The following is a 22,478-nucleotide window of genomic DNA, read 5'->3' on the forward strand; positions in this document are numbered from 1 at the left end:
CTCTGCCCGGACGGCACTCGGCCGGGACGGTGGAATGAACGCGTCTCCTTGGCCCTTGGCCGCCGTGCGCCGTTGCAGCCAGAGCGATGCTGCCTCCATTAGCTGTAGGGCCCCCACCGGCGCCCCAGGGTGTCGTACGTGTACCGGGGCAGGCCCTTGATGGCGCTGGTGCGGAACGGGCGGCCGTCGTCGTCGATGCGCACGGTGCCCCTGCGGCCCTGGGAGGACCAGTCCAGCTCCAGGTACCAACGGCAGTCGCACGAGCTGGTCTCGGCCGTGACCAGCAGCACCTCGGGGTCCTTCGCCGAGACGCGGTAGGGCATGCGCACCGCCGGGATCGGCGTGCCGGAGTCGTTCCCGGCGACCGCGCGGGCGATGGGGCGGTCCTTGTCCAGGTCCACGGCGAAGTACCGGGGAGTCACCGCGCCGCCGCAGCCCTGGTCCATGGCGTAGGCGTTGCCCTTGGCCGGCGCCGTACGGCCGACCACGCGCACGCGCAGCGCCTCCAGCACCACGGCCGTATCGCTGCGCCCCTGCACCGACAGATGCACGAGCGTCTCACCGCCGTGCACCGCGCTCTGCGTCGCCGCCCAGGGCGCCGCGTCCTGCGGGGCAGGGGGAGGGGGGACCTGGCTCGGCGGCTTGGCGATGACGTAGTCGTGACCGCAACCGAGCTGCCACGCCTGGGAGTTGACGGACCAGGTGAGCGGCAGCCCGGGCTGTTCGCCGCGCGGCGGGGCGGATGTCGCGCCGGGTGGGCGAGAGGTGCCCGGCTTCTTCGGGGTGGCGGAGCCCGAAGGCCGCTCGGAGGCGGGGGCGCCGCTCGGACTGGGTGAGGCGCCCCGTCCCTCCGGCGCCCCGGCCTCCGCCGTGCCGGCCTCCTCCCTACCGGACGGCGTCGGACCGGACGCCGTCGGATCGGACGCCGTCGGACCGGCGACCCGCGCAGGACCGTCGACGGACGCCCACCGCCCGTCCGGCAGCGCGGACAAGGCCCCGAGCGTCGCGAGCACGGCACAGACGGAGGCCAGCCCGACCACGAGACGTCCCCGGCGGTACCAGGGGCGGCGCGGAAGCGGGGGCGAGGGCGCGGACGTGGGCGCGCCGGGTGGCCCGGCCGCCGGGTCCGTTTCGACGACCGGGCTGCCGGTGGCCTTCGGTGCCGTGTCCGGTGTGCCGACCGGGCCGCCGTCGGCCTCCGGCGCCGTGTCCGGTTCGGTGATGTCCTGCACCGCTGTGCCCGGTCCGTCCACCGCGTCGTTCACGGCTTCCGCCGCCGTGGCGGACGGTGCGCTGGCCGCCGCCCCCGCCGTACGAGGTCGGCGGCGGGCCGCCACTGCCAGGAGCCAACGGCGGTGGAGTTCCAGGCGTTGCTCCGAGGTCGCCCCGCACAGGGCAGCGAAGCGTTCGACAGGGGCGAAGTCGAGCGGCACCGCGTCGCCCGCGCAGTAGCGGTGCAGCGTCGAGGTGTTCATGCCCAGACGGCGGGCCAGCGAGCCATAGCTCCGGTCCGTGCGCTCCTTCAGCGCCCGCAGCAGCGCCGCGAACTCCGCCACCGCGTCGACGCCGTCGCCGTCGCCGTCATCCTGTGCCGACACAGGTCCCCCGTCCCCTTATGACCCCACCCGGCCCGGGACGGTATCCCAGGCACCCCATATACCTGCACGTCAGAGGGGCTGGGATGGTTCCACCGTGCCTGATCGGCCGTCGGCTGTTGCGCCCGGCAGCGGTGACCGCTGATGCTTTTGGTGCCGCACCGTGCTGCACCGGTCATGCCCGGGCCGGCCAGGCCCGCGCCGACCAGCCGGCCTCGCCGCGGCATTCAGCATCCACGTCCACGCACTCATCCACGTCCACGCACTCATCCACGGGGGAACACCCATGTCCATGCGCATCCGCATGAGCGCTCTCACCGCACTCACCGTCGCCGCCCTCGCGGCGGGCACGGTCCTCACGGCACCGGCTGCCGGCGCCGCGCCGAAGGCCGCCGCGCCCACCTTCCTGTCGGCGTCCCAGATGCCGCCGCACCCGACGTCGTCCTGGACCGCCGGGCCGGTCACCGACGGGTTCCCGGAGGCACTCGGCCTCTGCGTGAGCACGGAGGGCGTGCCCGGCTACGCCTACCGGCACCGGGAGTTCCGGACCGACCTGGACACCGGCGCCGTGCAGTTGACCGTCGTGACGGGCACAGCCGCCCAGGCCGAGGCCCTGGCGAAGCACTACGACGACCTCATCCGCACCTGCGCCGACCGCATCGAGAAGTCCTCGCCCGACGTCGAGGCCGAGGGCCGCGACTACGGCAAGCTGCCCGTCGAGGAGGGTGCCCGCGTCCGCGGCCTGCACACCGAGACGTCTTGGGGCGCCACCGACATCGCTCTGCTGTCGGTCGGGCGGGACGGCAGGACCGTCACCGTCGTGCAGTGGGGACAGATGGGCGACTTCGACGACGCGCCCGTGGCCGCCTTCAAGAAGACCACGACCACGGCCGTCAACAAGCTGTACTGACCGGGCGGCCACCGCAAGGGGCCGGGGCCGTCCTCCCGCCACGGGGGTCGGAAGGACGGCCCCCGTATCGGTCGTGCGCCGGGGCGGGGGCCGTCGTACCTCGGCCGGGTCCCCCCCAAGCACCCGTGAACGACCAGATCATGGCGTGCTGGTTCCTGCTCATGCATGCTTGTTCAGGCCGCGGCCGGGCCGCAGGCCCGCAGGGCGGCCCACCTGGCGGGGCCATCGGGGCGTGCTGGTCCTCTTCGCGGGCGTGCTCGTGTACGCGTGGGTGTCGGCTCGCGCCGATCGGCCTTGGCAGACGTCGCGGTAGGGCACCTCGGGAACACGCGTCGCCCAGTCTGCCGGGGTCGGCGGTCCGCCCGCGCGTGCGCAGATCCGGGCGGCGGCCCGGCCGAGGGCGATGTCGACCACCTGTGGGCCGGTGAACGGCCCGACGATGCGTACCAGTTGACGGCCTCCGTCGAAGGCCAGGGAGTCGACGCGGTCACCAGTGCTGGGCAGGAGACCGCCCACCGGACGGCTCGACCCGATGTCCCACAGCCTGACCGCTCCGTAATTGGACCCGGTGGCGAGTGTGGTGCCGTCGGCGGAGAAGGCGAGCGCGCTGACCGTATCCCGGTCCCCGCGCTCGGGTGAGTCGGGGCCGGGCGCCAGGGTGCCGAGCCGCTGCCGGCCCGCGCCGTCCCACACAGCCAGGCCACCCGTGTCCTCCGCGACGGCCAGATGCCTGCCGTCGCCGCTGAACGCCATGGCCGTGGCATGGTCCATCTCCGGCCGCGTCGCCAGCACCTTGCCGTCGGGCAGCCGCACCATGACGGTGTGGTTCACCACCAGTAGCTTCCCATCGGGGCGGAGCGTCAGGGCGGGCATGCCCTCGCCGGAGTGCTCCACCACCTTCCTGCCGCGCCCGAGGTCCCACACCGTGCGCTCGCCGGCCGCGTACACGACGGGACGGCCTTTCTGCGTGGCCGTCGCGAGCACTTCGAACCACAGTCCCTTCCGCGGAACCTCGAGGGTGGCGGCGAGCCGCCGCCGTACCGTGTCCCACACCAGGACCCGGGGTGGCGCACCGGTGGCGGAGGGGCCGGTCATGCGCGGCGCGTACGCGAAGAACCGTCCGTCCGCGCTGAAGGACGCGGCCAGTCCCGCCTCGGGCTCCGGGCGGGGTACTGACGGCAGCCGCTGCACGCTGCCGCCGTCACGCGTGTCGGTGAGTTCGAAGAAGCCCTGCTCGCCGCGGGCTCGCTCGGTGGCGAGCCACTGGCCGTCGGGGCTGTACTGCGCCGGCGACCAGGTCTTCCGCCACGCGGTCCGCAGCGCCGGGCCCGCGTCGAGCGTGTGCGCGCCGAACCCGGAGCCGCCCGTACCCCCGAGGTAGCGGATCACCCCCCGCTCGGTGTCGATCCGCAGGTGCGACGCCGACTGGTTCACCAGGGGATGGCGGAAGACCGGGGTATCGGGGGCCGTCTCCGGCGCCAGGCGCCACAGCATCACTTCGTCACCATCGGTCGCCGCCAGGAATCCGCCGTCCGCGCTGAGCGTGAACTCCGTCAGGCCGGAGTGCTCGACCAGGGTCCGTGCCCGACCGGAGGGGACATCGACCGCGTGGACGCCCTCGGCGTCCATGACCAGCACACGGTGCCCCTTCTGCGCGAAGGCGAGGTTGACGCCGTCGCAGTTGCCACGGCCGGAGGCGAGCGACACGCCCCGGCCGGGGAGGCGGCTGCGGCGAGCGAGGTCCCACAGTTCGATCCGGCCGTCCGCCGCACACGTGGCCGCGTACCGGTCGTCCGGCGCGACCGCGACCGTCGCGTACTGCTGCTCGGCAGAGACCGCACCCTCCAGCCTGGCCGCACGGCGCCCGGTGCGCGTGTCCCACAGCTCCAGAAGCCCCATCTGGTGCACGGCGATCAGTCGGGGGCTCCCCACCCAAAAGACGTGGGTCAGACCGGAGTCCGCCGGCAGACGCAGGGTGGTGCGCCGCAAGGTCGTGGTGTCCCACACCTGGGCGCCAGTGGACCCGTTCTGGAACAGCATGCTCGTGCCGTCGTCACTCAGAACCGGCCCGTGGAGTTCCTCCGGCGGCGCGCCGAAGGCGCGGCTACTGGCCCTGCGCCCCGAGTCCGTGTCCCACCGCTCGACCCGGCCGCCCCGGACGACGGTCAGCGTCCTGCCGTCGGGCCCGAACCGTACCGCCTCGTCGTCGGTCAGGAACGCCGGGGTGGCAGGCGGCCGCGCCTTCTGGAACAGCCCGCCCAGCAGCGCCGAGCGGGTCTCCTCCGTCTCGGCGATCCGCCATGCCGCCACGCTCAGCCGCAGCGCCGTGCGGGGATCCGAGTAGCGCAGGCTCTCGGCGACGGACGCGACCCGGCGGGCCGTGTTCTGCCGCCGCTGCTCGTCACCCGCCCGGTGCTGCTGCCAGGCCACCACCCCGGCCAGCAGGGCGACTGCCAGAAGCAGCGCCCCGGAGGCCACGAGAGCGCGCGTCCGCCGGGCCACGGCAGCCGCCCGGCCTTGCTCCTCGTCCCGCGCCGTGCGGCTCGCCGTCACAAAGGCCGCTTCCGTTCCGGTCAGGTCGCTGCGGCCGGCAGGCGAATCGAAGACGCCTTCCAGGGCGACGAGCCGGGCGCCCCGGTACAGCGCGCCGGAGTCACGGCCGAGCGCCTCCCAGACCCGGGCGGCCTCCGTGAGGTCCCGGTGCAGGCGCAGCCGCTCGCGGTCCCGCTCCACCCACCCGCGCAGCCGTGGCCACGAGGTGATCAGTGCTTCGTGGGCCAGGTCGACGTTCTGCTCGTCAAGGATGACCAGCCGGGCACGTGCCAGCCGTTCCAGGACTTCCGCGGTGCCGTCCCCGCCAAGAGCGGAGATCTCCTCGCGCGCGACCGGCCGCCGGGTGTCGGGCGCCCCGTCGCCGGGTGTGATCATCCGCAGCAGTACGCGCCTGGCGATCTCGCGCTGCTCGGCGCCGAGCCGTTCGTACGTCTCCTCCGCGGTGCGCGCGACGGCGCCCCTGAGGCCGCCGGTTGCCTCGTACGCCTGTCGGCTCAGGACGCGGCCGCGCCGGTGCCGCCACGTTTCCAGCAGCGCGTGGGACAGCAGCGGCAGGCTGCCCGGCTCCTGGCCGGCCTCCTCCACCAGTCGCGCCGTCAAAGCCCGCTCCACCACCAACTGACGCACCATGGCCGGCTTGACGATGGCGTCCCGCAGCTCGTCCGGACCCATCGGCCCCACCGGCACGGCGGCCTCCCGCAACACCGCCGCCAGGCCGCGGTGCTCCAGGCAGTGCCCGTAGAAGTCCGCTCGCACCGCGATCACCACACGCAGCGCGCCGTCTCCTGCCGCCAGCAGCGCGTCGAGGAAACCGGACCGCTCGACCGGATCCTGACACAGCGTGAACAGCTCCTCGAACTGGTCGACGACCAGCCAGGTCTGCCCAGGACCGTCGGCCGGCGTGAGCTTGTCCGCGTGCGTACGGAGGGGATGGGCGCCCGGGGTGAGGATGCGCAGGGCCGCCGCCGGCTGTAGACCGTGCTCCTCCGCGCACCGCAGCCGAGGGATCAGCCCAGCGCGCAGCAGCGACGACTTGCCGCTCCCGGACGGGCCGATCAGCGCCGTCACCGGGCTCCTGCCGACCTGCTTCAGCAGGCCGTCGAGGAGCTCTTCCCGGCCGAAGAAGTAGGCGGCGTCGTCGGGTTCGAAGCGGGCGAGCCCGCGGTATGGGCATTGCGCCTCGTCGTCCCGTTCCGCCTCTTCGCGTGAAACCTCGTGAAGCACCCGGTGCCAGTGGGCCTCCCACTGCGCGACCTCCCCGCCGCAGGCCCGCACGTACGCCCGCAGGACCGGCAGCGAGGGCAACTTGTCACCGGCCGCGGCCTGCGACAGGGCCGTGACCGAATAACCGGCGGTTTTCGCCATCGCCCGGTAGGTCGGGCTGCCGGCCTCCCGCCGCAACCGGCGCAGCTCGTCCGCCAGGCGCTGCACCGGCCCCGCCGCGGGGTCCAACTCCTTCTCACGTCGTCCCACGCGCCCGCCCCCACCCGTTGATCATGGTCGGGACCACGCTAAAGACGGGACGGAACGCACCACAAGACGGCTGTCGGCCACGTACGGGCGCCACCCCGACACCGTGCCGACGGGGGGCGCGCAGCCTCTCCGTTGATTGTTCGGAGCGGGAACAGGGCCTGCTGAACAAGGCTGTCTGCGCTGGACTTCGGTGGACCAGGAGGTCCGGGGCCCGTGCCTGGCGCGGCGCGTGCCGACGGGGGAGGAGAGGGAGGTTGTCGACGCTGCGAGGACAGAGGAAGTGGCGAATAGCCGAGTGGGTGCTGTCCGCTGCGGGCGTCGCGCTCTGCCTCGGCACCTTCCTCGTCCTGATCGTCACCAGGAGGCCCTCCGCCGGGATGGCGGTCGCCATGGTGGTGGCCACGGTCCTGATCGAATGTTCCTACGGCTGCTGGAGCCGGTGGGCGTGCGGGGGCCTACGGCAGCCGGAGAACAACACCAGCCGAACAGAGACCTACGCCCCGGCCCCCACCCCCCACCCCGGCGCGCCGATCACGGGCTCCGCGGGCCCCCAGCCGCCCCAGTACACCGAGGACATCGAGCAGTCGCGCGTCGACGCACCCGACGGCACGCCCGGTGGCGTGCCGGGCGGCACGGACCGGGCACCGGACCCGCCCTCCATGGTCACCCCCAGCAGTCATCGCCCGCCGTCCTCGTGCCACAGGTAGGCGGTGCCTGCGCACACGCCGCTGTGAAAGGGCTGTTCCTGCTCCCGCGTTACCCCGCCGGGAGTCGAAGACCTCCGCACCTGGGACGAGACGGCTGTCCACCGGATCGAACGCGGCGCGGCTATCGGACAGGGGCGGGGCGGACGGGCGTGGAGCGGACGAACCGATCGGCCGAAGTGGATCAGTGGTACCCCGCAGCCTGCCCCGCCCGTCGCCGCCCCAGCCCCCACAATGACCGGGAGCAAGGCCACTTGGACTGGGAAAACGCAACTTCGACATGAGCCGCGGAAGCAGCTACCTTCACCTGGTCTTCGGCGATCGCCCACGGTCGCACAGGATTTCCTCAGGCTGAGCCACCCGCGACGGCACGAGCTGGTCACGCGCCACGAACCCTCGCCCCCAGGCGTAAGCCACCGAACCGGGTCCACACCAAGCCCCCCGACCAGGGAGAGACGCATGCCCCATCTTGCGCTGTACACATTCGGCGTCCTTAAGTCACCCCTCGCCGATCCCGCCCCTCTCACACGCGAATTCCACGACAGCGGCGAGGCCATCTACCGGAAGATCAGCCAGCACCCCGGATACCTCGCTCATGCCGAAGTGGCGGACGACAACCGGGGCTCACACTTCGACTTGGACTGGGGCGCATGGGGGGAGTTCGCCGTACCGACCTGGTACGGCAAGGGCCGTACGGTGGAAACCACCGCCTTGGCCGCGTCCCTCTCGCTCTGGACCGACCCGCGCTCCGCCTTCGACGCCATCTACACCGGTCTGCACCGTGAGGCGCTGAACAGGCGTTACGACTGGTTCGAGAGGTCAGAACACCCGAATTACGCGTTCTGGTGGGTCTCCGACGGCGTGATACCCACCTGGCAGGACGGGGTTTCCAGGCTGGAGCACCTCCACGACCACGGCTCCGCGCCGCATGCCTTCACCTTCCACCACTCGTTCGCCCCGGACGGAACTCCGACCAGGATCAAAGGCATCGGGCCGAAGAGCGACCAAGTTCACTGACAGGAAGGCCTGATCGGCTGGATGCGCTGTCAAACGCCTCGAGAGAACCCATCGTTCAGACACTCGCGATCCGGTTCGGCACGGTGCTGCTGCTCGCGCGGCGGGTCGCCCGTTTTTAGCTGTACGCGTGGTACGAGGGCTATCGGCGCACGGGTGTGACGTGGGCACGGGGGAGTCGGGCCAGGACCGCGGGGTGCACTCGCAGCGTGCGGGCAGCGGATCCGGCGCCGCAGTAGACCGGCTGATCGGACTCGGCGACCGCCGTGTCGATCAGGCACGGCACGCCGGGGCGGTGGCTGATCGGCGGGATGCCTCCGGGTGTCAGGCCCTCTTGCGTGAGCAGGTCGGTGCCGGCGGCGCGCAGCAGGGAACGGCTGGTGCCCACGGCAAGAGCGAGGCGGGCGAAGTCCACGCGGTCGCCCGCGCGCAGGGCCACCAGGAGAAGCGGGATTGCGGAGGTGGTGAAGGCGAGCGTCTTGACCGCTTGGGACCACGGGAAGGGCAGTGCCTGACGTTCGGCAACGGTGTGCGCGGGGGCGTGCTCGTGCAGGGTGTATGCGCCGCCGTCCGCGTCGAGAGCCGCCTGCCACTGCGCTTCGTGCTTGCTCATAGGGACCTCTCCGGCTTTCGGCTCAGGACGCGTGAGGCAGCGTCGCTGGGGCTTCAGGGGTGGTTCCTGAGCCTGATCGACACGACGCGATCCGATCAACTGATTGTGGAATCATGCAATCGTGATCTCGATGCGCTTCACCGAGACGGCCGCCGAGGACCTCGCGTTCTCCGTCTCACCGTTGCTCGAAGCGGTGCATTCCTGGCACGTGCTCACCGACCCCGGACACCATGCGCTGCACGTGCCCTGGGTGCGGCGCTGCCGCCGGCTTCCCGCCGCGCTGCGTCGGCAGATGCGGGAGTACGGCTTCGTGGTGGCCGACTACATCCCGGCGTTCTTCGAATGCCGGGCGGACGATCACGAGGCGGACTTCGGCGACCAGCTCTCGGCGGTGCGCGCGCTACCGCCCGAGCGTCTGGCAGCCGAGCTCGCCCAGACCCTCGTCGACACCACCCGTTTCGCAGGTCACGACCTGGTCGAGGACTCCACCGTCCGTGATGCCGCCATCGCCGAGCTCCGGCAGACCGCCCCCGGCCTCGCCGCACGGCTGGGTGACATCCTCAGCGATCCCCTGCCGATCCTGGAGGGCGCGCTCACCGTGCTGGAGGAGTACTGGAGCGCCGCCTTCGCCGAGGAATGGGAACGCGTCGAACCCACCCTGTACGCGGCGATCGCCGACGCGGGACAGCGGATTGCCCACCAGGGCGTCTTCCCGATACTCCGCACCCTGGTACCGCAGATCCGCGTCGACCCCGCACGGCGGACACTGCGCCTGGACCGCCCGCACGACCACGACATCACCGTCACCTACGCCCGGCCGGTGACGTTCACCGCAAGCCATTACGTGTGGCCCCACGTCCGTGTCACCTGCGACGCCCCCTGGCCCCTCCGGATCACCTACCCGGCACTCCCGCTCACCCCGGCCGCCGCCCCCCGCCCCGCGAGCCAGGAGGAACTCCTGGCCGCACTGCGAGCCCTGGCAGCCGCACCACGGCTTCACATCGCGACCTGCCTTGCCGCACAGAGCCGCACCACCCAGGAACTCGCCACACTCCTCGGCCTCTCGCCATCCGTGATCTCCCGCCACCTCCAGCAGATGACCCAAGCGGGGCTGACCACCACCCGACGCGACGGCTACTACGTCCTCTACTCCCTCAACCCGACCCGCCTCGACCAGATCGCCGCGGCCATCACCCACATCACAACACCTCGCGACTGACGCAGCGGCCCGTGCTCATGGCGCATCCGCCGGGTCAGGTCATGGTCGATCGCCGTCTGTGCAAAGTCGTGCACATCGAACATGGAACGGGTAAGGCGCCTCCCGAAACCATGAACAGGCGCTGTCCGAACCCGGGTTCTGCCTCAGGTTCTGTGCAGCGACCACGCAGGGTTGTGATGCCCAGTACGGGAAAGCGTGTCGCGCAGTTGGCGAATTCCCTCTCGCCAGGGGCCGCTGCGGGCCGTAGGCCGTGGTGATGGGCTCTCCCCCCGGGCATTGGCTTGCGGAGGAGGCGAAGCCCGCGCTGCCGAACTCTGGCGTTTGAGCATCTTGATCCGGTTGACGACTCCTTCGACGGCGTCCGAGCTCCAGGGCAGGGTCAGGCCGGCAATGACGGCTTCGTCGTCGCGGTCGACGCCCGCCGCAGGCGTGTGCAGGCCTGGCAGGTCGTCCTGCCGGACGGCACCGAGCCGGTCCGGCAGGCACTCGCCCTGGCGTTCGGTGAGCATGGTCGCGAAGGAGCGGACATGGCCAGTGAGAGCGTCCAGTTCGGGGCAGTGTTGCCCGGACGGTCTTCATCTGGAGTTCTTCGGCCTCGGTGAGGCTTTCCGGGCGGCGGAGGATCCATCCGGCGACAGCGCGCGGCGCAGGCGGCCGTGCCGTTACGTGCCCCGGTGAGGTGCGCCTCCTGTGCGGGTAGGCGTGAACGCGCCGGTAGCTGCCCTTGTAACCGAGCTGACCGGATCTGCCACTAAGAGCGCAGTGCGCCCCGCCCAGGCGTCTCAAGACGGTTGAAGCCGGCGAGGCGAGGTGAGATGGCGAAGGGGAAGGATTCGCCGTCGGGGGTCTTGAGGGCCGCCACGATGTCGTGGTCCGGTGCACCGAATATCTCGAAGTGCTCCACGGTGCAGTGCTCCATCACCTCGCGGATGTACGGATCCGACAGCCGCCAGTGGGCGCGGATGGCATCGGAGTCGCGGTATAGCTGGAAGCTGTGCGCCAGCATCCGCTCCTCGTCGATGAAGACGTCCACCATGAGCTGGGGGCCGTGCTCTTGAGTGAATGCCACCGCCTGCGCGATGGCGTTCCGGAAGCCGTCCAGGTGGCCGTCGGTGATGCGCATGGTGTTGCGGAAGAGAATGGTGCTGCTGTTTGTGGTCTCCATGCGGCGAGTGTGCTACCTAAACCAAGGTTGAGGTCAAGGGTCCAGCTCAGCCGGGGATACCAGCGACGGTGCGGAGGCAGTTGATGAAGCCCTGGCGGGCCGCCTCGCGCTCCTCTCCGGCGCGGAGGCCCGAACGCATCAACTCCGGGGGGTTGCGGCAGGTCTTGCCGCACCTGGCGGACGTGGTGATCGAGTCAATACGCCGGCGGGGATGTTGTGCTGCTGCGTGCGCGTTCTCGCACGCTCTCGGCGCGGTGTCCGAAGTGCGGGAAGCTCGCGGGGCAAATGCACGGTAGGTACGAACGGCGGCTCGGCGGCCCGCGCAGCCGGCAGGCCGGCACGTTGTGCGAGGCGCTGAAGCGCATCGGGCCCCAGCACCCGAGGGAGGCCCCCGGCCGGCCCGAGGAGAGCACCCCGGCCGGCTGACCGCCGCTGGGCCGACAGGACTTCCTCGACCCACCGCAGGCCGGTCCCACCCTGCCAGGCCCGCGCCCGGTCGGGGTGCTGCCGGCCCTCTGCGGCACGGGAGGCCACAGGAACCCCGCGGCCCGCCGCCGGACCGCGGTGCGGTGCGGTGCAGCGTATCCGGAGCCACGGGAAAGGGAGAGGCAATTGCTCGGCAGAGATACGCCGGATACGGATTGATACGGGAAAAGAGCAGGCCTGAGGGCAACGCCTGGTAATCGGGGAGGAGTTGGGAGTATCGTCGGCCGCGCGTCGCACATGTCGAGGGGGACGGCGTGAATCTTGATTCCAGTGGAATTCGAACTAATTCTCTATGGTGGAGCGCCCTTGCTGCGGCGCTCATTCTCGTGATCGCGGGCAGTCTTGCCTTTTCCGGATGCGGCGCGGACGGCGGCTCCGCCACGCACGAGAACGGAGCGGCCAGGAACAACGACACGGACCGTGACACCCCTTCGGGCGAGAACGAGCGTCCTGGACCGACCGGTGGGCCCACGAGCGGCCCGGCCGGCGGTCCGACCGCCGGTGGGCCCACGCGCGGCGAAGGCCGCCCGGGAGCCTCGTCCACCACCGGCGCCACCCGGCCCGGTGCCCGGAGTTCCGAGCCCCTGCGGTGGAAGCCCGGCGGCGGATCAGGGGCGCCGACCTGGAGCCCGACGGAGACGCGGCGCCCCGGAGGATCCGGGGGCGGAGGGACGCACACGGAGGAGCCGCCGACCGAGGAGTTCTCCTGGCTGCGCGCCGGCCCGAAGTCCCCCGTGTTCGACGCGAGCAACCCTGACCACCTCTACGACTTGATCCAGCAGCGCAAGTGTTCGGACGCGCGTCGCCGGTACGAAGTCACGAGCGAATCCATTCGCGCCAGTCAGCCGGCAGCGTGGAGCGTCATCAGGGGACTCATCAGCGTCTGCTTCGCCGTGCAGGGTGAGGAGGGCGAGTGGGCCAAGGCGATCGACGCGTACAAAGCCGTCAATGGAAAGTCCACCGGGGACTGCAAATACGAAGCCGCTTATGACGTGCTCGAGCGAATCGCCTCCTTCCTCCTCGCCAATCCGCGCGGCAGTGTCGTGATCCAGAACTCGCCCACGGGCGCGGGAACGGCCGCCTGCCCGTACCGGATCACGGAGGTCAACGCGTACGAGGACAACGGCGCCCTGCGGCAGCCGCTGGAAGCGCGACCCGGTGACATGGTGTGGGTCACGGGGACATGGCCGAGCACCGTCCAGGAGGCCTTCCTCGGCGGGACGGAGGTGCGGGTGGTTCCGTTCGAGGAGCAGGAGGACCTGGGCTGTTGCCACAAGGCCTACACCAGGTTCGCGGTCCCGGACGGCATGCAGCCGGGAAAGGTCCGCATCACGCTACGGGGGCCCGGCTTCGAACTGACCTCGCCCATCGAACTCCCCATCACGCGATGACCACGCCTTTTCCGGGGAGACCTCGGGCGCTGCGCAGGCTGGCCGACCGTGTCCGGCGAAGTCGGCAGCCGAGCGAGTCCGGGCCCCAGCCTCGCCCCGCCCCCGCTCCCGGCCCCGACGAAGCACAGCCGCCGCATCCGCCGCACATACCGCCGGCCCGTCAAGCCCCGCCGACAACCCCAACACCACCGGGACCACCGGTATCACCGGATACGCCACCACCGCCCGCCGTGCGGCGGCAGGATCCCGAGGCCGGGCCTTCACCCGAGTCGCCGGCCCAGCTCCCCGCCTGGCTGGAGCTCCTGGGGGCGGTGAGCTCCCTGCTGTCCGTCCTCACCGCCGTCCTGTTCTACTTCGGGTGGGCCAGCAGCGACGCCGAGACCAGGGCCCTCGGCCTTCGGGACACCGTGCTGCGGCTGTCCACCGTCGACTACCTGCTGCGCAGCGTGGACGCCCTGTTCATGCCGGTCTGGCTGCTGGCGGCCACCGCCCTGCTGGGCACGGGCACGCACCACTGGGTGGTGCGTGAGCCGCGTCGCGTGGCATGGGTGTCGCGTTCCCTGCGCCACGCGTGGCTGCCGCCGCTGGCCATGCTGCCGCTGCTGCCTTCGTATCCCTCGACCTTCGGCCTCGCCGTCCCGCTCGCGCTGATCATCGGCTTTGTACTCACCACCTACGCGCGCACGCTGCCTGCCACCGGCGAGGAGCCGGGCGCGTCGCCGGGTGCGTCGCCGGGTGTGTCGCAAACCGACCGTCGCCGGAAACTGCGCCTGTGGGGGCTGACCGTCCTGATCAGCGTCTTCTCCCTGTTCTGGGCCACCTCGACCTACGCCGAGATCGTCGGTCGCAGCCGAGCCGCGGAAGCGGCGCGCACGGTCACCACCGCTTTTCCATCCGTGGTCGTCTTCAGCGAGAAGGACCTGATGATCCGCGGCGATGGTACGTGTTTCCGCGTCGTCGACGGCAAGGACAGCGCCTACGGCTTCCGCTACGCGGGACTCCGGCTCTTCCACATGTCGGGCGACCGGGTGTTCCTCGTGGGACCGGAGTGGAGCCCCCGGCGCGGGACTCTGTGGGTGCTGGAGAAGGACGACACCGTACGGGTCGAGTTCTCCAGCGCCCGGAAGAAGGCCAACGAGGACTGCACGAGCGGCTGACCACCGCCGAGGTGGGGGAATTCGGGCGGAGGTTCACCCGGGGTGGGACGTCACCCACCCCCCGGGACCGCCGCGCTCGTTACGCTCGAGCCCCTGCCGTACACCGCCGGCACCCGTTGTGCGGCCCCTGCCGTACGCCGCCGCCGGCTCGTCGAGTCTGTCGTGCTGTGACCCCGGGCGCCCCGCCCTGGGCCCCCGGGGAGTCAGCGAGGGCAGGCGTGGCTAGAGCATCGTCACCGCCTCCTCGTCGCCGCTCTGCGCGCTCCCGCAGGAGTCGGCCGCGGGCACGTCACCGGCCGCCTCGGCCGTGTCGGGTTCGTCCACCAGGTCGGCCGACACGGCCGTCGTCCCCGGCAGATCGGCCAGGGCCACGACGACCGGCGGGTTGCCCCGCAGCAGCGGGAGCGGGTTCACCGTGGCGCTGGAGCTGTTGCGCCCCTTGCGGACCTCGAAGTGGAGGTGAGGGCCGGAGGAATTGCCCGTGTTTCCGGACAGGCCGATCTGCTGGCCTGCCGCGACCCGGGCCCCTACCGAGACCTGCCGCTTGCTGAGGTGGGCATAGACGGTGAACGTCCTGTCGGCGTGGGCGACGATGATGTACCGGCCGTAGGAGTGGGTGAGATTCACCGACTTCACCACGGTGCCGGCCCCGGAGGCGAGGATCGGGGTGCCGCGCGGGGTGCGGTAGTCGACCCCCGTGTGGTGGCGACGGTAGTCGGTGCCGGTGAATCCCCGGATGATTCCGTAGGAGCCCCGGAAGGGCGTGTACAGCGTGGGCATGGTGACCTCCGGTCACTGAGGCGCTCTTACGGTGGTGAGCGCGCTGGGTGCTTCGTGGCCCACAGTGCTGTGCCCGCTGTCCCGGGCGCCTGAGTCCGGCGTCCCGTTGCCGCCCGGTCCCCGTCCCGGTCCCGGTCCCCGTCCCGGTCCCGGTCCCGGTCCCGGTCCCGGTCCCGGTGGTGCGCCCCTGACGCTCCCTCATCCACCGTGCGGGTGGATTACCGACCGCTGCGCGCACGCATGACTACTGAGTGTCATCACATTCTCCCGGCGGCCCACCCGCGCCGCCCGACGCGGACGTCCCATCCGTACGTCCGCCACTGCCCCCCGTCGTCGCTCGCCGCGGCGCGTTCATCGACCGCTGCGCGCTCGGCGTCTGCGTCACGCTCGTCGCCGCCACGCTCATACTGATCGCCACGACGGGCGACCTCGGTCAGTTCGCCCGCAAGGAGTGGCGGATCGGCCGCAATCTGGCCCTCGCCTGCTGCTTCCTCGCCTCCGGTTACGTCGTGCTGCGCCGCTCGGACCGGCTCGCTCCCCTGGCGCGGTGCCTGTTCGCTGTTTCCGCGGCCACGGGCCTGTTCACCGTCGCGGTGATGCTGGAACGGACGGCGCCCGCGCTCGGGGGGCTCGACGGGGTGGGCGGTCACCTCCACATCGGCTGGCAGCGGCTGGTCATGGGAGTCGCCGTCCTCGGCCTGCACGGCACCCTCGCCGTCCTGCCCCTGTGGTTCCCGGACGGTGCGAAGCCCGCGCTGGGCTGGCGCGTGGCCGTAGCCGCGATGGCATGCGTGTACGCGGTCTATCTCGCCCCGATCGCGTGGTACGGGCTGCGCTCGCGGGACCCGGCATGGTCCGGGTGGACCGTGGCGCGTCATCTGCCGTGGTGGGAGGCGATCACCGAGCCGGTCGTGTGGATGCCACGGCTCTTCGCCGTCGCGGTGCTTGCCGGACTGGTGTGGCGGTTGTGGCGGGCCGACGGTCTCGTCCGTCGCCAACTCACCGTGATGGCCGTCTGCTACGGCACCTACTGGGGCGTCCAGATCGCCGACAAGGCCCAGGACATCGGCCAGGACGGCAGCCCACCTCACTGGATGTACCTGCTGATGCTCGGTCCGGCCTCCGCCGCGCTCGCCCTTGGCACCGTCACCGCCGTCGTACCGCACGACCTCACCGGGCTCGACCGTGTCCTGCGCCCCGTGCTCGTCGCCCTCGCGCTGGTCCTGGGGCTCTTCTACTGCTACCGCGGGCTCTACGAGATCCTCTCGACCCTGCCCGGCAGATCGCCCGTCACCAACGCCGCGCTGGCCTCCGCCCTCGCCGCCCTCGCCCTGCGCCCCGCGACCGCCCTCCTGCTGCGCATCGTGGACCTGCTCTTCTACGGCCGCCGCGCCAAGCCGTACGAAATGCTGCACGCCCTCTCCGACGGCCTGGCCCGGCGCATGCCCGCCGATGAGGTCGCCCACACCGTGTGCGACACCGTCGTGACCCGGCTGGGCATGCCCGGTGCCGTGCTGTGGGCCCACACCCGGCACGGGGCACGGGAACTGGCGCGGGCCGGTGATCCCCTCAAGCCGGACGAGACACGGCCGCACCACTTCGTCGCACTGTTCCACCAGGGCGACACCGTGGGCCGGCTCGGCGTGCTGCTGCGGCCGGGGCAGCGTCGGCTCGACACCCACGACGCGGCCGTACTCGACGTGCTGGGAGGCCAGTTGGCGCCGCTCGTCCAGGGCCTCGGCCTGCGCGAGGAACTGCGCGCCAGCCGGGAGCGCGTGGTCGCCTCCCGGGAGGAGGAGCGCCGCAGGATCCGCCGTGATCTGCACGACGGGCTCGGTCCCACCCTGGCCTCGGTACGGCTCCGGCTGGAGACCGCGACCGAGCAGGTCGGGTCGGCGGATGAGGAGCGGATCAGGGACCTGCTGCGTGACGCGGGCGCCGACACCATGCAGAGCATCACGGAGGTGCGCCGGCTCGTCGACGGGCTCAGGCCCCCTGATCTGGACGAGCACGGGCTGGCGGAGGCACTGCGGCGGTTGACGCTGCGCGCCGAGCACCCGGCGCTGCGCGTCCAGGCCCGTATCCCCGACGCGGTTCCCGACCTCGCAGCGGCCTGCGAGGTCGCCGCCTACCGCATCGCCGCCGAGGCCCTGACCAACGTCGTCAAGCACGCCAAGGCGTCCACCGCCACGGTGAGCCTGGTCGTCGACGACCACGACCTGGTCCTGGAGGTCGTGGACGATGGCATCGGGATCGGCATCGAGGACGGCCGGCGGCCCGGCGGTGTCGGCCTGGGATCCATGACCGAGCGCGCCGAGGAGATCGGTGGTGCGCTGACGGCTGGTGCTCGCGACGACGGGGTGCGCGGCACCCGGGTGCACGCCCGGCTGCCGCGCACACTGGACTGAGCGGTGGTACGACGATGACCCTGCGCGTTCTGCTCTGCGACGACCACCCGCTCTATCTGGACGGAATCGCCGCGGCCCTGTCCGCCACCGACGACATCGAGGTGATCGCCACGGCCGCCACCGGGGAGGAAGGGATCCGACTCACCACCGAACTCCGACCCGATCTCGTGGTGATGGACCTCGGCCTCCCCGACATGAGCGGCCTGGACGCCATCCGCCGACTGCCCGGCGTGCCCGTCCTCGTGCTGTCCATGTCGGAGGACGACCCCACGGTCCTGGCGGCCCTCAAAGCCGGGGCCCGGGGCTATCTGGTCAAACTGGCGGGCCGTTCGGAGATTCTGCACGCGGTGCGAACGGTGGCCGCGGGCGGTGCCGTGTTCAGCGGAAGCGTCGCCGACCGGCTGACGGCCTTCCTCACCCGGCCCGCCGGACCGGCGGCCCCCCGCGCCTTCCCTGAACTGACCGACCGGGAGCGGGAAATCCTGGACCTGCTGGCCCGCGGGTACGACAACCAGCGGATCGCACGGAGCCTGTTCCTCGCGGAGAAGACGGTCCGCAACCACGTCTCGCACATCTTCACCAAGCTCAGCGTCCGTGACCGGGCCGAGGCCGTGGCCCGCGCCCGCAACGCTGGGCTGGGCGAGGAGCCGGGACGGAAACCGGGACGGGAATGAGGCCGGCGCCTCATGTGCCCGGGACAGCGGGCGCGTGACAGTTCCGTCGTCCGCACCAAGGGGGTGCGGACAACGGACGAAAGGACAGCGTCATGATCAAGCGCCGGATTCCCGGGACGGGCCTGATGCGCCTCGCACTGCCCGCCGTGGCGATGCTCTCGCTGGGCCTCGGCACTGCTCCCACGACGTCGGCGGCGGAGGCGGCCGGCTGCCCGAGGAACTACTTCTGCGCCTGGGCGGGACCCAACGAGAGCGGGACGCGGCAGAGCTTCCAGCGGTACCACGACGACCTGCGCGAGACGGGGATGCCGGACGGGGCGCACAGCGTGCGCAACAACACCGGCGCCTACTGGTGGGCCTTCACCGACATCTACTGCCGCGGGGAAGCCGCGCTCGTCGCACCGGGAGACGCGTTCCCCGTCGAGGCCACGTTCTCGGTGGCCGCTGAAGCCTACATCGACAACTGCCAGGCCCCCGACTGACCGTTCCGGCCTGCCGCGGCAGCAGGCGGGTCTGCCGGGTCAGTGACATGCCGATCGCCGATGGCCGCCCGACTCCACCAGGAGGCGGGCGGCCATCGGGCCGTCGACGTCACACGAGGGGAGCGTTTCACTGCCCCAATCGCAAACAGGGTACGTACGCCGGGACGTGGGAGTCGCTTGCGGAGCATCACTGCCACCACCTGACGGGACGCCCCGCTGCCCCGCCCACCCGCTCAACCATGCCGAGATCCGACTTGCAGGCCGCGCTGGTGGACCGGTTCCGTGAGGGGGGCTGGGCCGAGCACACGCTCGAGGTCGTCGCCCGCGCCGACTCACACAGCGTGGCCGCCTTCCGCTGCAACGCCGCCTCGACCCGCGCAGCCGACCTGGCACCATGGCCCGCAGGCCAGATCACCGCACTCGGCGACGCCGTCCACGCGACACCACCAACCGCCGGAATGGACGCCGGCGCAGCCATCCGCGACGCCGCTAGTGCCGTATCAGGCAACGTTTGCCCTGCCGAGGACGGCGCGCAGGCGCTGGTCGTCGGCGTGGCGGTTTCGCCAGATGATGTAGCGGCGGATGATGCTGCCCTGTTCCTCGTGGTCGGCGTGGTCGGTGCCGTCGAGGGTGAAGTAGCGCAGGGCGGTGAACTGGGCCTGGATCCGGTTGAGCCAGGAGCTGTTGGTCGGGGTGTGGGCGATCTCGACGTTGTTGGCCGTCACCCAGTCGCCGACACGCTGGCACCGCTTCGTCGTCAGGTGCGGGGAGAAGTAGTCGCAGACAACGGCGCGCCACGGACCACGGGCGGCGGGTATTAGCCGAGGTGCCGGGAGAAGAACCTCAGCGTGCTGTCCAGCTCGAATGCCGGGATCTCCCCGTGCTTGCCGGGATTGGCATGCAGCGTCTTCTCGGTCGAGGCCAAGGCGTCGAACAGCGCCATGCTCTGCACTCGCGGCACCCGCTCGTCGTCCCACTGCACCAAGAACTCCACCGGGACGGTGATGGCCGCGGCAGCCTCGGCCGAGGCCAATGCCCCGCCCAAGCCCAGTACCGCCGCGCGGACTCGGGGTTCGGCAGCGACGAACGGAACGCCGAGTCCGCACCCCAACGAAACCCCCCAGTAGCCCACCGGACCAGCGCCCACATAGTCGAGCTGCTGGACCGCGTCCAGGGTCGCCTGCCATTCCGGCACGGTCTGGCGGGCCACGAGCGCCTGGAAACCGGCGATCAGCGGAGCCAGCTCTTCACCGGCCTCGATGCGAGCCTGGTTCTCGGTCGCGATCCGGTCGTATTCCTCGACCTTCGGCCGGTCGCCATGGGCGGGCACGTCGACCGCCACGACCGCGAAACCGAGCTCTGTCACGAAGCGGCGTGCACGGGCCAGGATGTCGGGGGCCTTCTTGTGCTGACCGCCACCGTGTCCCATCAAGACGAGTGGACGAGCGTCGACGGCACCTTCCGGCGTCCACAGCACGCCGGGGATCTCACTGAGGGTAAAGAGCTGTTCGCGGACGCCGTCGGACGACGTGTCAGAGATGAAGCGCATAGCGTTTCAAGCCTTTCGGGATGCCTCTGCGGGCACTCCCTAGGCCATGCAGGGGAGGGAGGCCCGACCTGTCAAAGCGTTGATGGGTCTCACCTCCTTGGTTCGCAGCAGTGCACGGCGGCAGAAACGTATCACGAAGGACTTGCCCCGGGTCCGGGTGGGGCTGCCAGCAGGGCGAACCTTGCCCGATGCGGCACTAAATTCTGCTGGACACGCTCGCGGCAGCGCCTGTGACTACCACACCCTCTTCCAGACTGTTGCTCTAAGACTTCTCAATGCCGGTGTCAAGCCAGCAGCAGACGCTGTCCAGACGGGCTTACGCCGCTGGTTCAACGCTTACCGCGATCGCTCGTCTCCGAAGGTGAATCGCCAGGATCTCCATCTCGACGCGTGTGCCGACGAGACCCGTTCCGGCGAGTTCCGCGGCCTGTGCCCGTGCTTCGCCCAGGGACAGTGCCTGTGCACTGCGGAGTGCCTGCAGCACGGGAAGGAGGCTCGGCACGTCTCCAGACAGGCGAAGCCGTGTGGGTCCGTGCGCTTGCAGCAGGGCCTGTCGAATGTTCTCGGGCGTGACGGGGCCGCTGTCTTGCTCGCACCACGCATTCGGGCAGTCCGCGCAGTGTCCTTCGGTGCCCCAGCGGAGCATGCCGTGGTGGAAGAACTGACCGACATCGCAGGTCGTCGTGCCTCCGCAGGCACTGCACCGGCCTGTGACCTGTACTCCTTGCGTGATCACAGGTGGCTCCTCAGCGTCATAGGGCAGTGCGGATGGGATCTTCCCTGAGAAGTGGGCTTTGGTCGATCCGGTTTGCGATCGGTGAGAGGCTCTATCCGACTGTTGCCGCTGGTGGCGTGAGTTCGTAGGTCTGCTGGTCTCGGAGAAGTCCCCACAGGACGAGAGCGGTCCCTCCGTCGGCCAGGTCCATGGCCCAGATCACCTCGTCGCCCAGAACGAGAACATCGGCGACCCATCCGGACCCGATGTCGCGCGCGGTCGAGGCACGCAGACACGCTGCCGGGATGGACTACGCGGTTCTGCTGTCCGCACGGGAGCGACCGCTGAGACTGGTCGAGTACTGGCCGCGCCGGATGTGGCGGGTGTATCTGTTCGACGACAGGTCCTGGCGCATGCAGATGACCGACCTCAAGCCGCACGGCACAGGGATGTTGTTGGCTCACCGGAACACCCGATGGAGTACTCGTCCCAGCAGTGGGATGTCCAGGAGACCACGGCCGTCTCGGCCGACGGGCAGGTCGAGGTGAGGACCGAGTTCGCCGGGCCGAGGGGAGTGTTGACGGAGCCACTGCATGCTCGAGCATCCGGCCCGTCGAGCGTCCCCGTGCGGCGGTTCCCGGCGCCCGTCGAGGACTTCCTCTACCCCGTACCGGAATTCGGCGACTGGCAGGTGTTCGCGCCGCTCCTCGCCCAGCAGGGCCACGAGCCCGCCACGACCGTCGTCCTGAACGACGTGTCGGTGGACGAAGGATCGGGACCGCTGCGCGCCACCGGAATCGAGTAACTGTTCAGTCCGGGTGCGTGCGACACTCCGGATGGGCCGGCCGTCGTCGAGCCCGTTGACGCCGGCCTGCTGCGGATCACGTCAGGACAGATGGCGGTCTCGGACCCCGGCTGGATCGGAGAGCCCCCGCCGACATCCCGCCCCGCGAGTGGGAAATGGCCCTCCGGCCCGACGAGGACCTGGGGCTGCTCGGCGAGGGCCAGTTCTACGGGCTGGCGTGAATACCGGCACAGCGGCTTTCATGGATGCGACGCGGACGGTGTTCGAAGACCGGCTGGACGAGGACCTGTTCATACCCCTCGACAGCCGTTTCAGCGTCGAACTGCCCAGCACGGAGCCCGAGCCGAACCTCATCGCCTTCCGCGCCGGCCGGGGCGACGGGACCTACCCCGTCTGGATCGGCCGCACCGATGACGGACAGGTTGGTTGCGTCGTCGTCGACTTCCAGCTCCATTCCGCCGACGGGGAGAGTAAGGAGCCGCCGACCATCGGCGCGAGGCCGCACCGCCCGAGACTGGGACCACGGCGAACCTCCAGAGTGCATGAACAGCGAGGATGGGCAGATGCTGCGCGGCCGGGTGTACGGCCACGACCACGACGACCCCAACCCGGGCCCGCGCCCCGGACAGAGCTACGCCGCGCTCAGAGGCGGGCCGCTGAACGGACTGTTGCTGGACATCACGGGATGGCGGACAGAGGAAATTGACGACGACGCCGCTCTGGCCACCGAGCTCGGGCGGTGCCCCGGCGGGCGGTCGCTGTACGACCCGCCCCGGGGAACCCCG

The 22,478-nt window shown here is 70.9% G+C and carries 20 protein-coding genes and 1 pseudogene; 12 read left to right on the plus strand and 9 right to left on the minus strand.

The window, feature by feature from the left end; all coding sequences use genetic code 11:
* Positions 1-98: 98 nt before the first annotated feature.
* Complete coding sequence (locus ACZ46W_RS34220; protein WP_468346092.1) at positions 99-1,598, minus strand: helix-turn-helix domain-containing protein; 1,500 nt, start codon at positions 1,596-1,598, stop codon at positions 99-101.
* A gap of 283 nt (positions 1,599-1,881) precedes the next feature.
* On the opposite strand from ACZ46W_RS34220, the gene ACZ46W_RS34225 reads away from it, so the two are divergent.
* Entirely contained in the window at positions 1,882-2,505 is a 624-nt protein-coding gene (locus tag ACZ46W_RS34225) for a hypothetical protein (RefSeq protein WP_468346094.1), read from the plus strand.
* 159 nt (positions 2,506-2,664) lie between these two features.
* Here the strand turns inward: ACZ46W_RS34225 and ACZ46W_RS34230 are convergent, their stop codons facing one another.
* Positions 2,665-6,531 carry an nSTAND1 domain-containing NTPase gene (locus tag ACZ46W_RS34230; protein ID WP_468346096.1) on the minus strand — a complete coding sequence of 1,289 codons (3,867 nt, stop codon included), beginning with the start codon at positions 6,529-6,531 and terminating at the stop codon, positions 2,665-2,667.
* Between the two features lie 254 nt (positions 6,532-6,785).
* Between ACZ46W_RS34230 and ACZ46W_RS34235 the strand changes: the two genes are divergently transcribed.
* Together ACZ46W_RS34235 and ACZ46W_RS34240 are read left to right on the plus strand one after the other, a co-directional pair.
* A complete protein-coding gene (locus ACZ46W_RS34235) occupies positions 6,786-7,238 on the plus strand; it encodes a hypothetical protein (protein ID WP_468346098.1) in 453 nt (150 codons plus the stop codon).
* 456 nt (positions 7,239-7,694) lie between these two features.
* Positions 7,695-8,252, plus strand: coding sequence for a DUF3291 domain-containing protein (locus tag ACZ46W_RS34240; RefSeq protein ID WP_468346100.1), 558 nt, complete (start codon positions 7,695-7,697; stop codon positions 8,250-8,252).
* Positions 8,253-8,391: 139 nt separating this feature from the next.
* On the opposite strand, the gene ACZ46W_RS34245 is transcribed toward ACZ46W_RS34240, so the two are convergent.
* Positions 8,392-8,862 (minus strand): aminoacyl-tRNA deacylase, encoded by a 471-nt coding sequence (locus tag ACZ46W_RS34245; protein ID WP_468346102.1) that lies wholly within the window; start codon positions 8,860-8,862, stop codon positions 8,392-8,394.
* A gap of 130 nt (positions 8,863-8,992) precedes the next feature.
* Here ACZ46W_RS34245 and ACZ46W_RS34250 point away from each other — a divergent pair, with 130 nt between their 5' ends.
* Positions 8,993-10,081 carry an ArsR/SmtB family transcription factor gene (locus tag ACZ46W_RS34250; protein ID WP_468346160.1) on the plus strand — a complete coding sequence of 363 codons (1,089 nt, stop codon included), beginning with the start codon at positions 8,993-8,995 and terminating at the stop codon, positions 10,079-10,081.
* 143 nt (positions 10,082-10,224) lie between these two features.
* Here ACZ46W_RS34250 and ACZ46W_RS34255 read toward each other — a convergent pair whose 3' ends face one another.
* Both ACZ46W_RS34255 and ACZ46W_RS34260 read right to left on the minus strand, forming a co-directional pair.
* Positions 10,225-10,590, minus strand: coding sequence for a hypothetical protein (locus tag ACZ46W_RS34255; protein ID WP_468346104.1), 366 nt, complete (start codon positions 10,588-10,590; stop codon positions 10,225-10,227).
* A gap of 242 nt (positions 10,591-10,832) precedes the next feature.
* Positions 10,833-11,246 carry a hypothetical protein gene (locus ACZ46W_RS34260; protein WP_468346106.1) on the minus strand — a complete coding sequence of 138 codons (414 nt, stop codon included), beginning with the start codon at positions 11,244-11,246 and terminating at the stop codon, positions 10,833-10,835.
* Between the two features lie 285 nt (positions 11,247-11,531).
* Between ACZ46W_RS34260 and ACZ46W_RS34265 the strand changes: the two genes are divergently transcribed.
* The 3 genes from ACZ46W_RS34265 (at position 11,532) to ACZ46W_RS34275 (ending at position 14,280) form a co-directional block, all read left to right on the plus strand.
* On the plus strand, positions 11,532-11,672 hold the full coding sequence (locus ACZ46W_RS34265) for a hypothetical protein (RefSeq protein WP_468346108.1): 141 nt from the start codon (positions 11,532-11,534) through the stop codon (positions 11,670-11,672).
* A 794-nt stretch (positions 11,673-12,466) separates the two neighbouring features.
* Positions 12,467-13,123, plus strand: coding sequence for a hypothetical protein (locus ACZ46W_RS34270; protein WP_468346110.1), 657 nt, complete (start codon positions 12,467-12,469; stop codon positions 13,121-13,123).
* A 230-nt stretch (positions 13,124-13,353) separates the two neighbouring features.
* The gene (locus ACZ46W_RS34275) at positions 13,354-14,280 is read left to right on the plus strand and encodes a hypothetical protein (RefSeq protein WP_468346112.1); all 927 of its coding nucleotides are present in this window, start codon (positions 13,354-13,356) and stop codon (positions 14,278-14,280) included.
* A 222-nt stretch (positions 14,281-14,502) separates the two neighbouring features.
* Here the strand turns inward: ACZ46W_RS34275 and ACZ46W_RS34280 are convergent, their stop codons facing one another.
* Positions 14,503-15,060: a M23 family metallopeptidase gene (locus tag ACZ46W_RS34280; protein ID WP_468346114.1), complete on the minus strand. Its 558-nt coding sequence runs from the start codon at positions 15,058-15,060 to the stop codon at positions 14,503-14,505.
* Positions 15,061-15,311: 251 nt separating this feature from the next.
* Between ACZ46W_RS34280 and ACZ46W_RS34285 the strand changes: the two genes are divergently transcribed.
* From ACZ46W_RS34285 to ACZ46W_RS34295, 3 genes are all read left to right on the plus strand, one after another.
* Entirely contained in the window at positions 15,312-17,468 is a 2,157-nt protein-coding gene (locus ACZ46W_RS34285; protein WP_468346116.1) for a sensor histidine kinase, read from the plus strand.
* Between the two features lie 14 nt (positions 17,469-17,482).
* Positions 17,483-18,142: a response regulator gene (locus ACZ46W_RS34290; protein ID WP_468346118.1), complete on the plus strand. Its 660-nt coding sequence runs from the start codon at positions 17,483-17,485 to the stop codon at positions 18,140-18,142.
* 92 nt (positions 18,143-18,234) lie between these two features.
* Positions 18,235-18,624, plus strand: coding sequence for a peptidase inhibitor family I36 protein (locus ACZ46W_RS34295; RefSeq protein WP_468346120.1), 390 nt, complete (start codon positions 18,235-18,237; stop codon positions 18,622-18,624).
* A 500-nt stretch (positions 18,625-19,124) separates the two neighbouring features.
* Here the strand turns inward: ACZ46W_RS34295 and ACZ46W_RS34300 are convergent.
* A pseudogene (locus tag ACZ46W_RS34300) lies at positions 19,125-19,415 on the minus strand (IS630 family transposase); the annotation flags it as partial.
* Between the two features lie 26 nt (positions 19,416-19,441).
* On the minus strand, positions 19,442-20,173 hold the full coding sequence (locus tag ACZ46W_RS34305) for a dienelactone hydrolase family protein (RefSeq protein ID WP_468346122.1): 732 nt from the start codon (positions 20,171-20,173) through the stop codon (positions 19,442-19,444).
* A gap of 1,190 nt (positions 20,174-21,363) precedes the next feature.
* Here ACZ46W_RS34305 and ACZ46W_RS34310 point away from each other — a divergent pair.
* Positions 21,364-21,693 carry a hypothetical protein gene (locus tag ACZ46W_RS34310; RefSeq protein WP_468346124.1) on the plus strand — a complete coding sequence of 110 codons (330 nt, stop codon included), beginning with the start codon at positions 21,364-21,366 and terminating at the stop codon, positions 21,691-21,693.
* A gap of 205 nt (positions 21,694-21,898) precedes the next feature.
* On the opposite strand, the gene ACZ46W_RS34315 is transcribed toward ACZ46W_RS34310, so the two are convergent.
* Positions 21,899-22,147, minus strand: a complete 249-nt coding sequence (locus tag ACZ46W_RS34315; protein ID WP_468346164.1) for a hypothetical protein — start codon at positions 22,145-22,147, stop codon at positions 21,899-21,901.
* Here ACZ46W_RS34315 and ACZ46W_RS34320 point away from each other — a divergent pair.
* Positions 22,046-22,399, plus strand: coding sequence for a DUF4241 domain-containing protein (locus tag ACZ46W_RS34320; RefSeq protein WP_468346162.1), 354 nt, complete (start codon positions 22,046-22,048; stop codon positions 22,397-22,399). The genes ACZ46W_RS34315 and ACZ46W_RS34320 overlap by 102 nt on opposite strands.
* The last annotated feature ends 79 nt before the right edge of the window (positions 22,400-22,478 follow it).

This window comes from Streptomyces sp. NPDC031064 (assembly GCF_055570965.1).

Coding starts and splice junctions, on each gene's coding strand:
- ACZ46W_RS34265 (WP_468346108.1), top strand. CDS start 11,532: ATGCACGGTAGGTACGAACGGCGGCTCGGCGGCCCGCGCAGCCGGCAG.
- ACZ46W_RS34310 (WP_468346124.1), top strand. CDS start 21,364: ATGGAGTACTCGTCCCAGCAGTGGGATGTCCAGGAGACCACGGCCGTC.
- ACZ46W_RS34295 (WP_468346120.1), top strand. CDS start 18,235: ATGATCAAGCGCCGGATTCCCGGGACGGGCCTGATGCGCCTCGCACTG.
- ACZ46W_RS34260 (WP_468346106.1), bottom strand. CDS start 11,246: ATGGAGACCACAAACAGCAGCACCATTCTCTTCCGCAACACCATGCGC.
- ACZ46W_RS34245 (WP_468346102.1), bottom strand. CDS start 8,862: ATGAGCAAGCACGAAGCGCAGTGGCAGGCGGCTCTCGACGCGGACGGC.
- ACZ46W_RS34280 (WP_468346114.1), bottom strand. CDS start 15,060: ATGCCCACGCTGTACACGCCCTTCCGGGGCTCCTACGGAATCATCCGG.
- ACZ46W_RS34315 (WP_468346164.1), bottom strand. CDS start 22,147: ATGGAGCTGGAAGTCGACGACGACGCAACCAACCTGTCCGTCATCGGT.
- ACZ46W_RS34290 (WP_468346118.1), top strand. CDS start 17,483: ATGACCCTGCGCGTTCTGCTCTGCGACGACCACCCGCTCTATCTGGAC.
- ACZ46W_RS34240 (WP_468346100.1), top strand. CDS start 7,695: ATGCCCCATCTTGCGCTGTACACATTCGGCGTCCTTAAGTCACCCCTC.
- ACZ46W_RS34250 (WP_468346160.1), top strand. CDS start 8,993: ATGCGCTTCACCGAGACGGCCGCCGAGGACCTCGCGTTCTCCGTCTCA.
- ACZ46W_RS34255 (WP_468346104.1), bottom strand. CDS start 10,590: ATGCTCACCGAACGCCAGGGCGAGTGCCTGCCGGACCGGCTCGGTGCC.
- ACZ46W_RS34225 (WP_468346094.1), top strand. CDS start 1,882: ATGTCCATGCGCATCCGCATGAGCGCTCTCACCGCACTCACCGTCGCC.
- ACZ46W_RS34305 (WP_468346122.1), bottom strand. CDS start 20,173: ATGCGCTTCATCTCTGACACGTCGTCCGACGGCGTCCGCGAACAGCTC.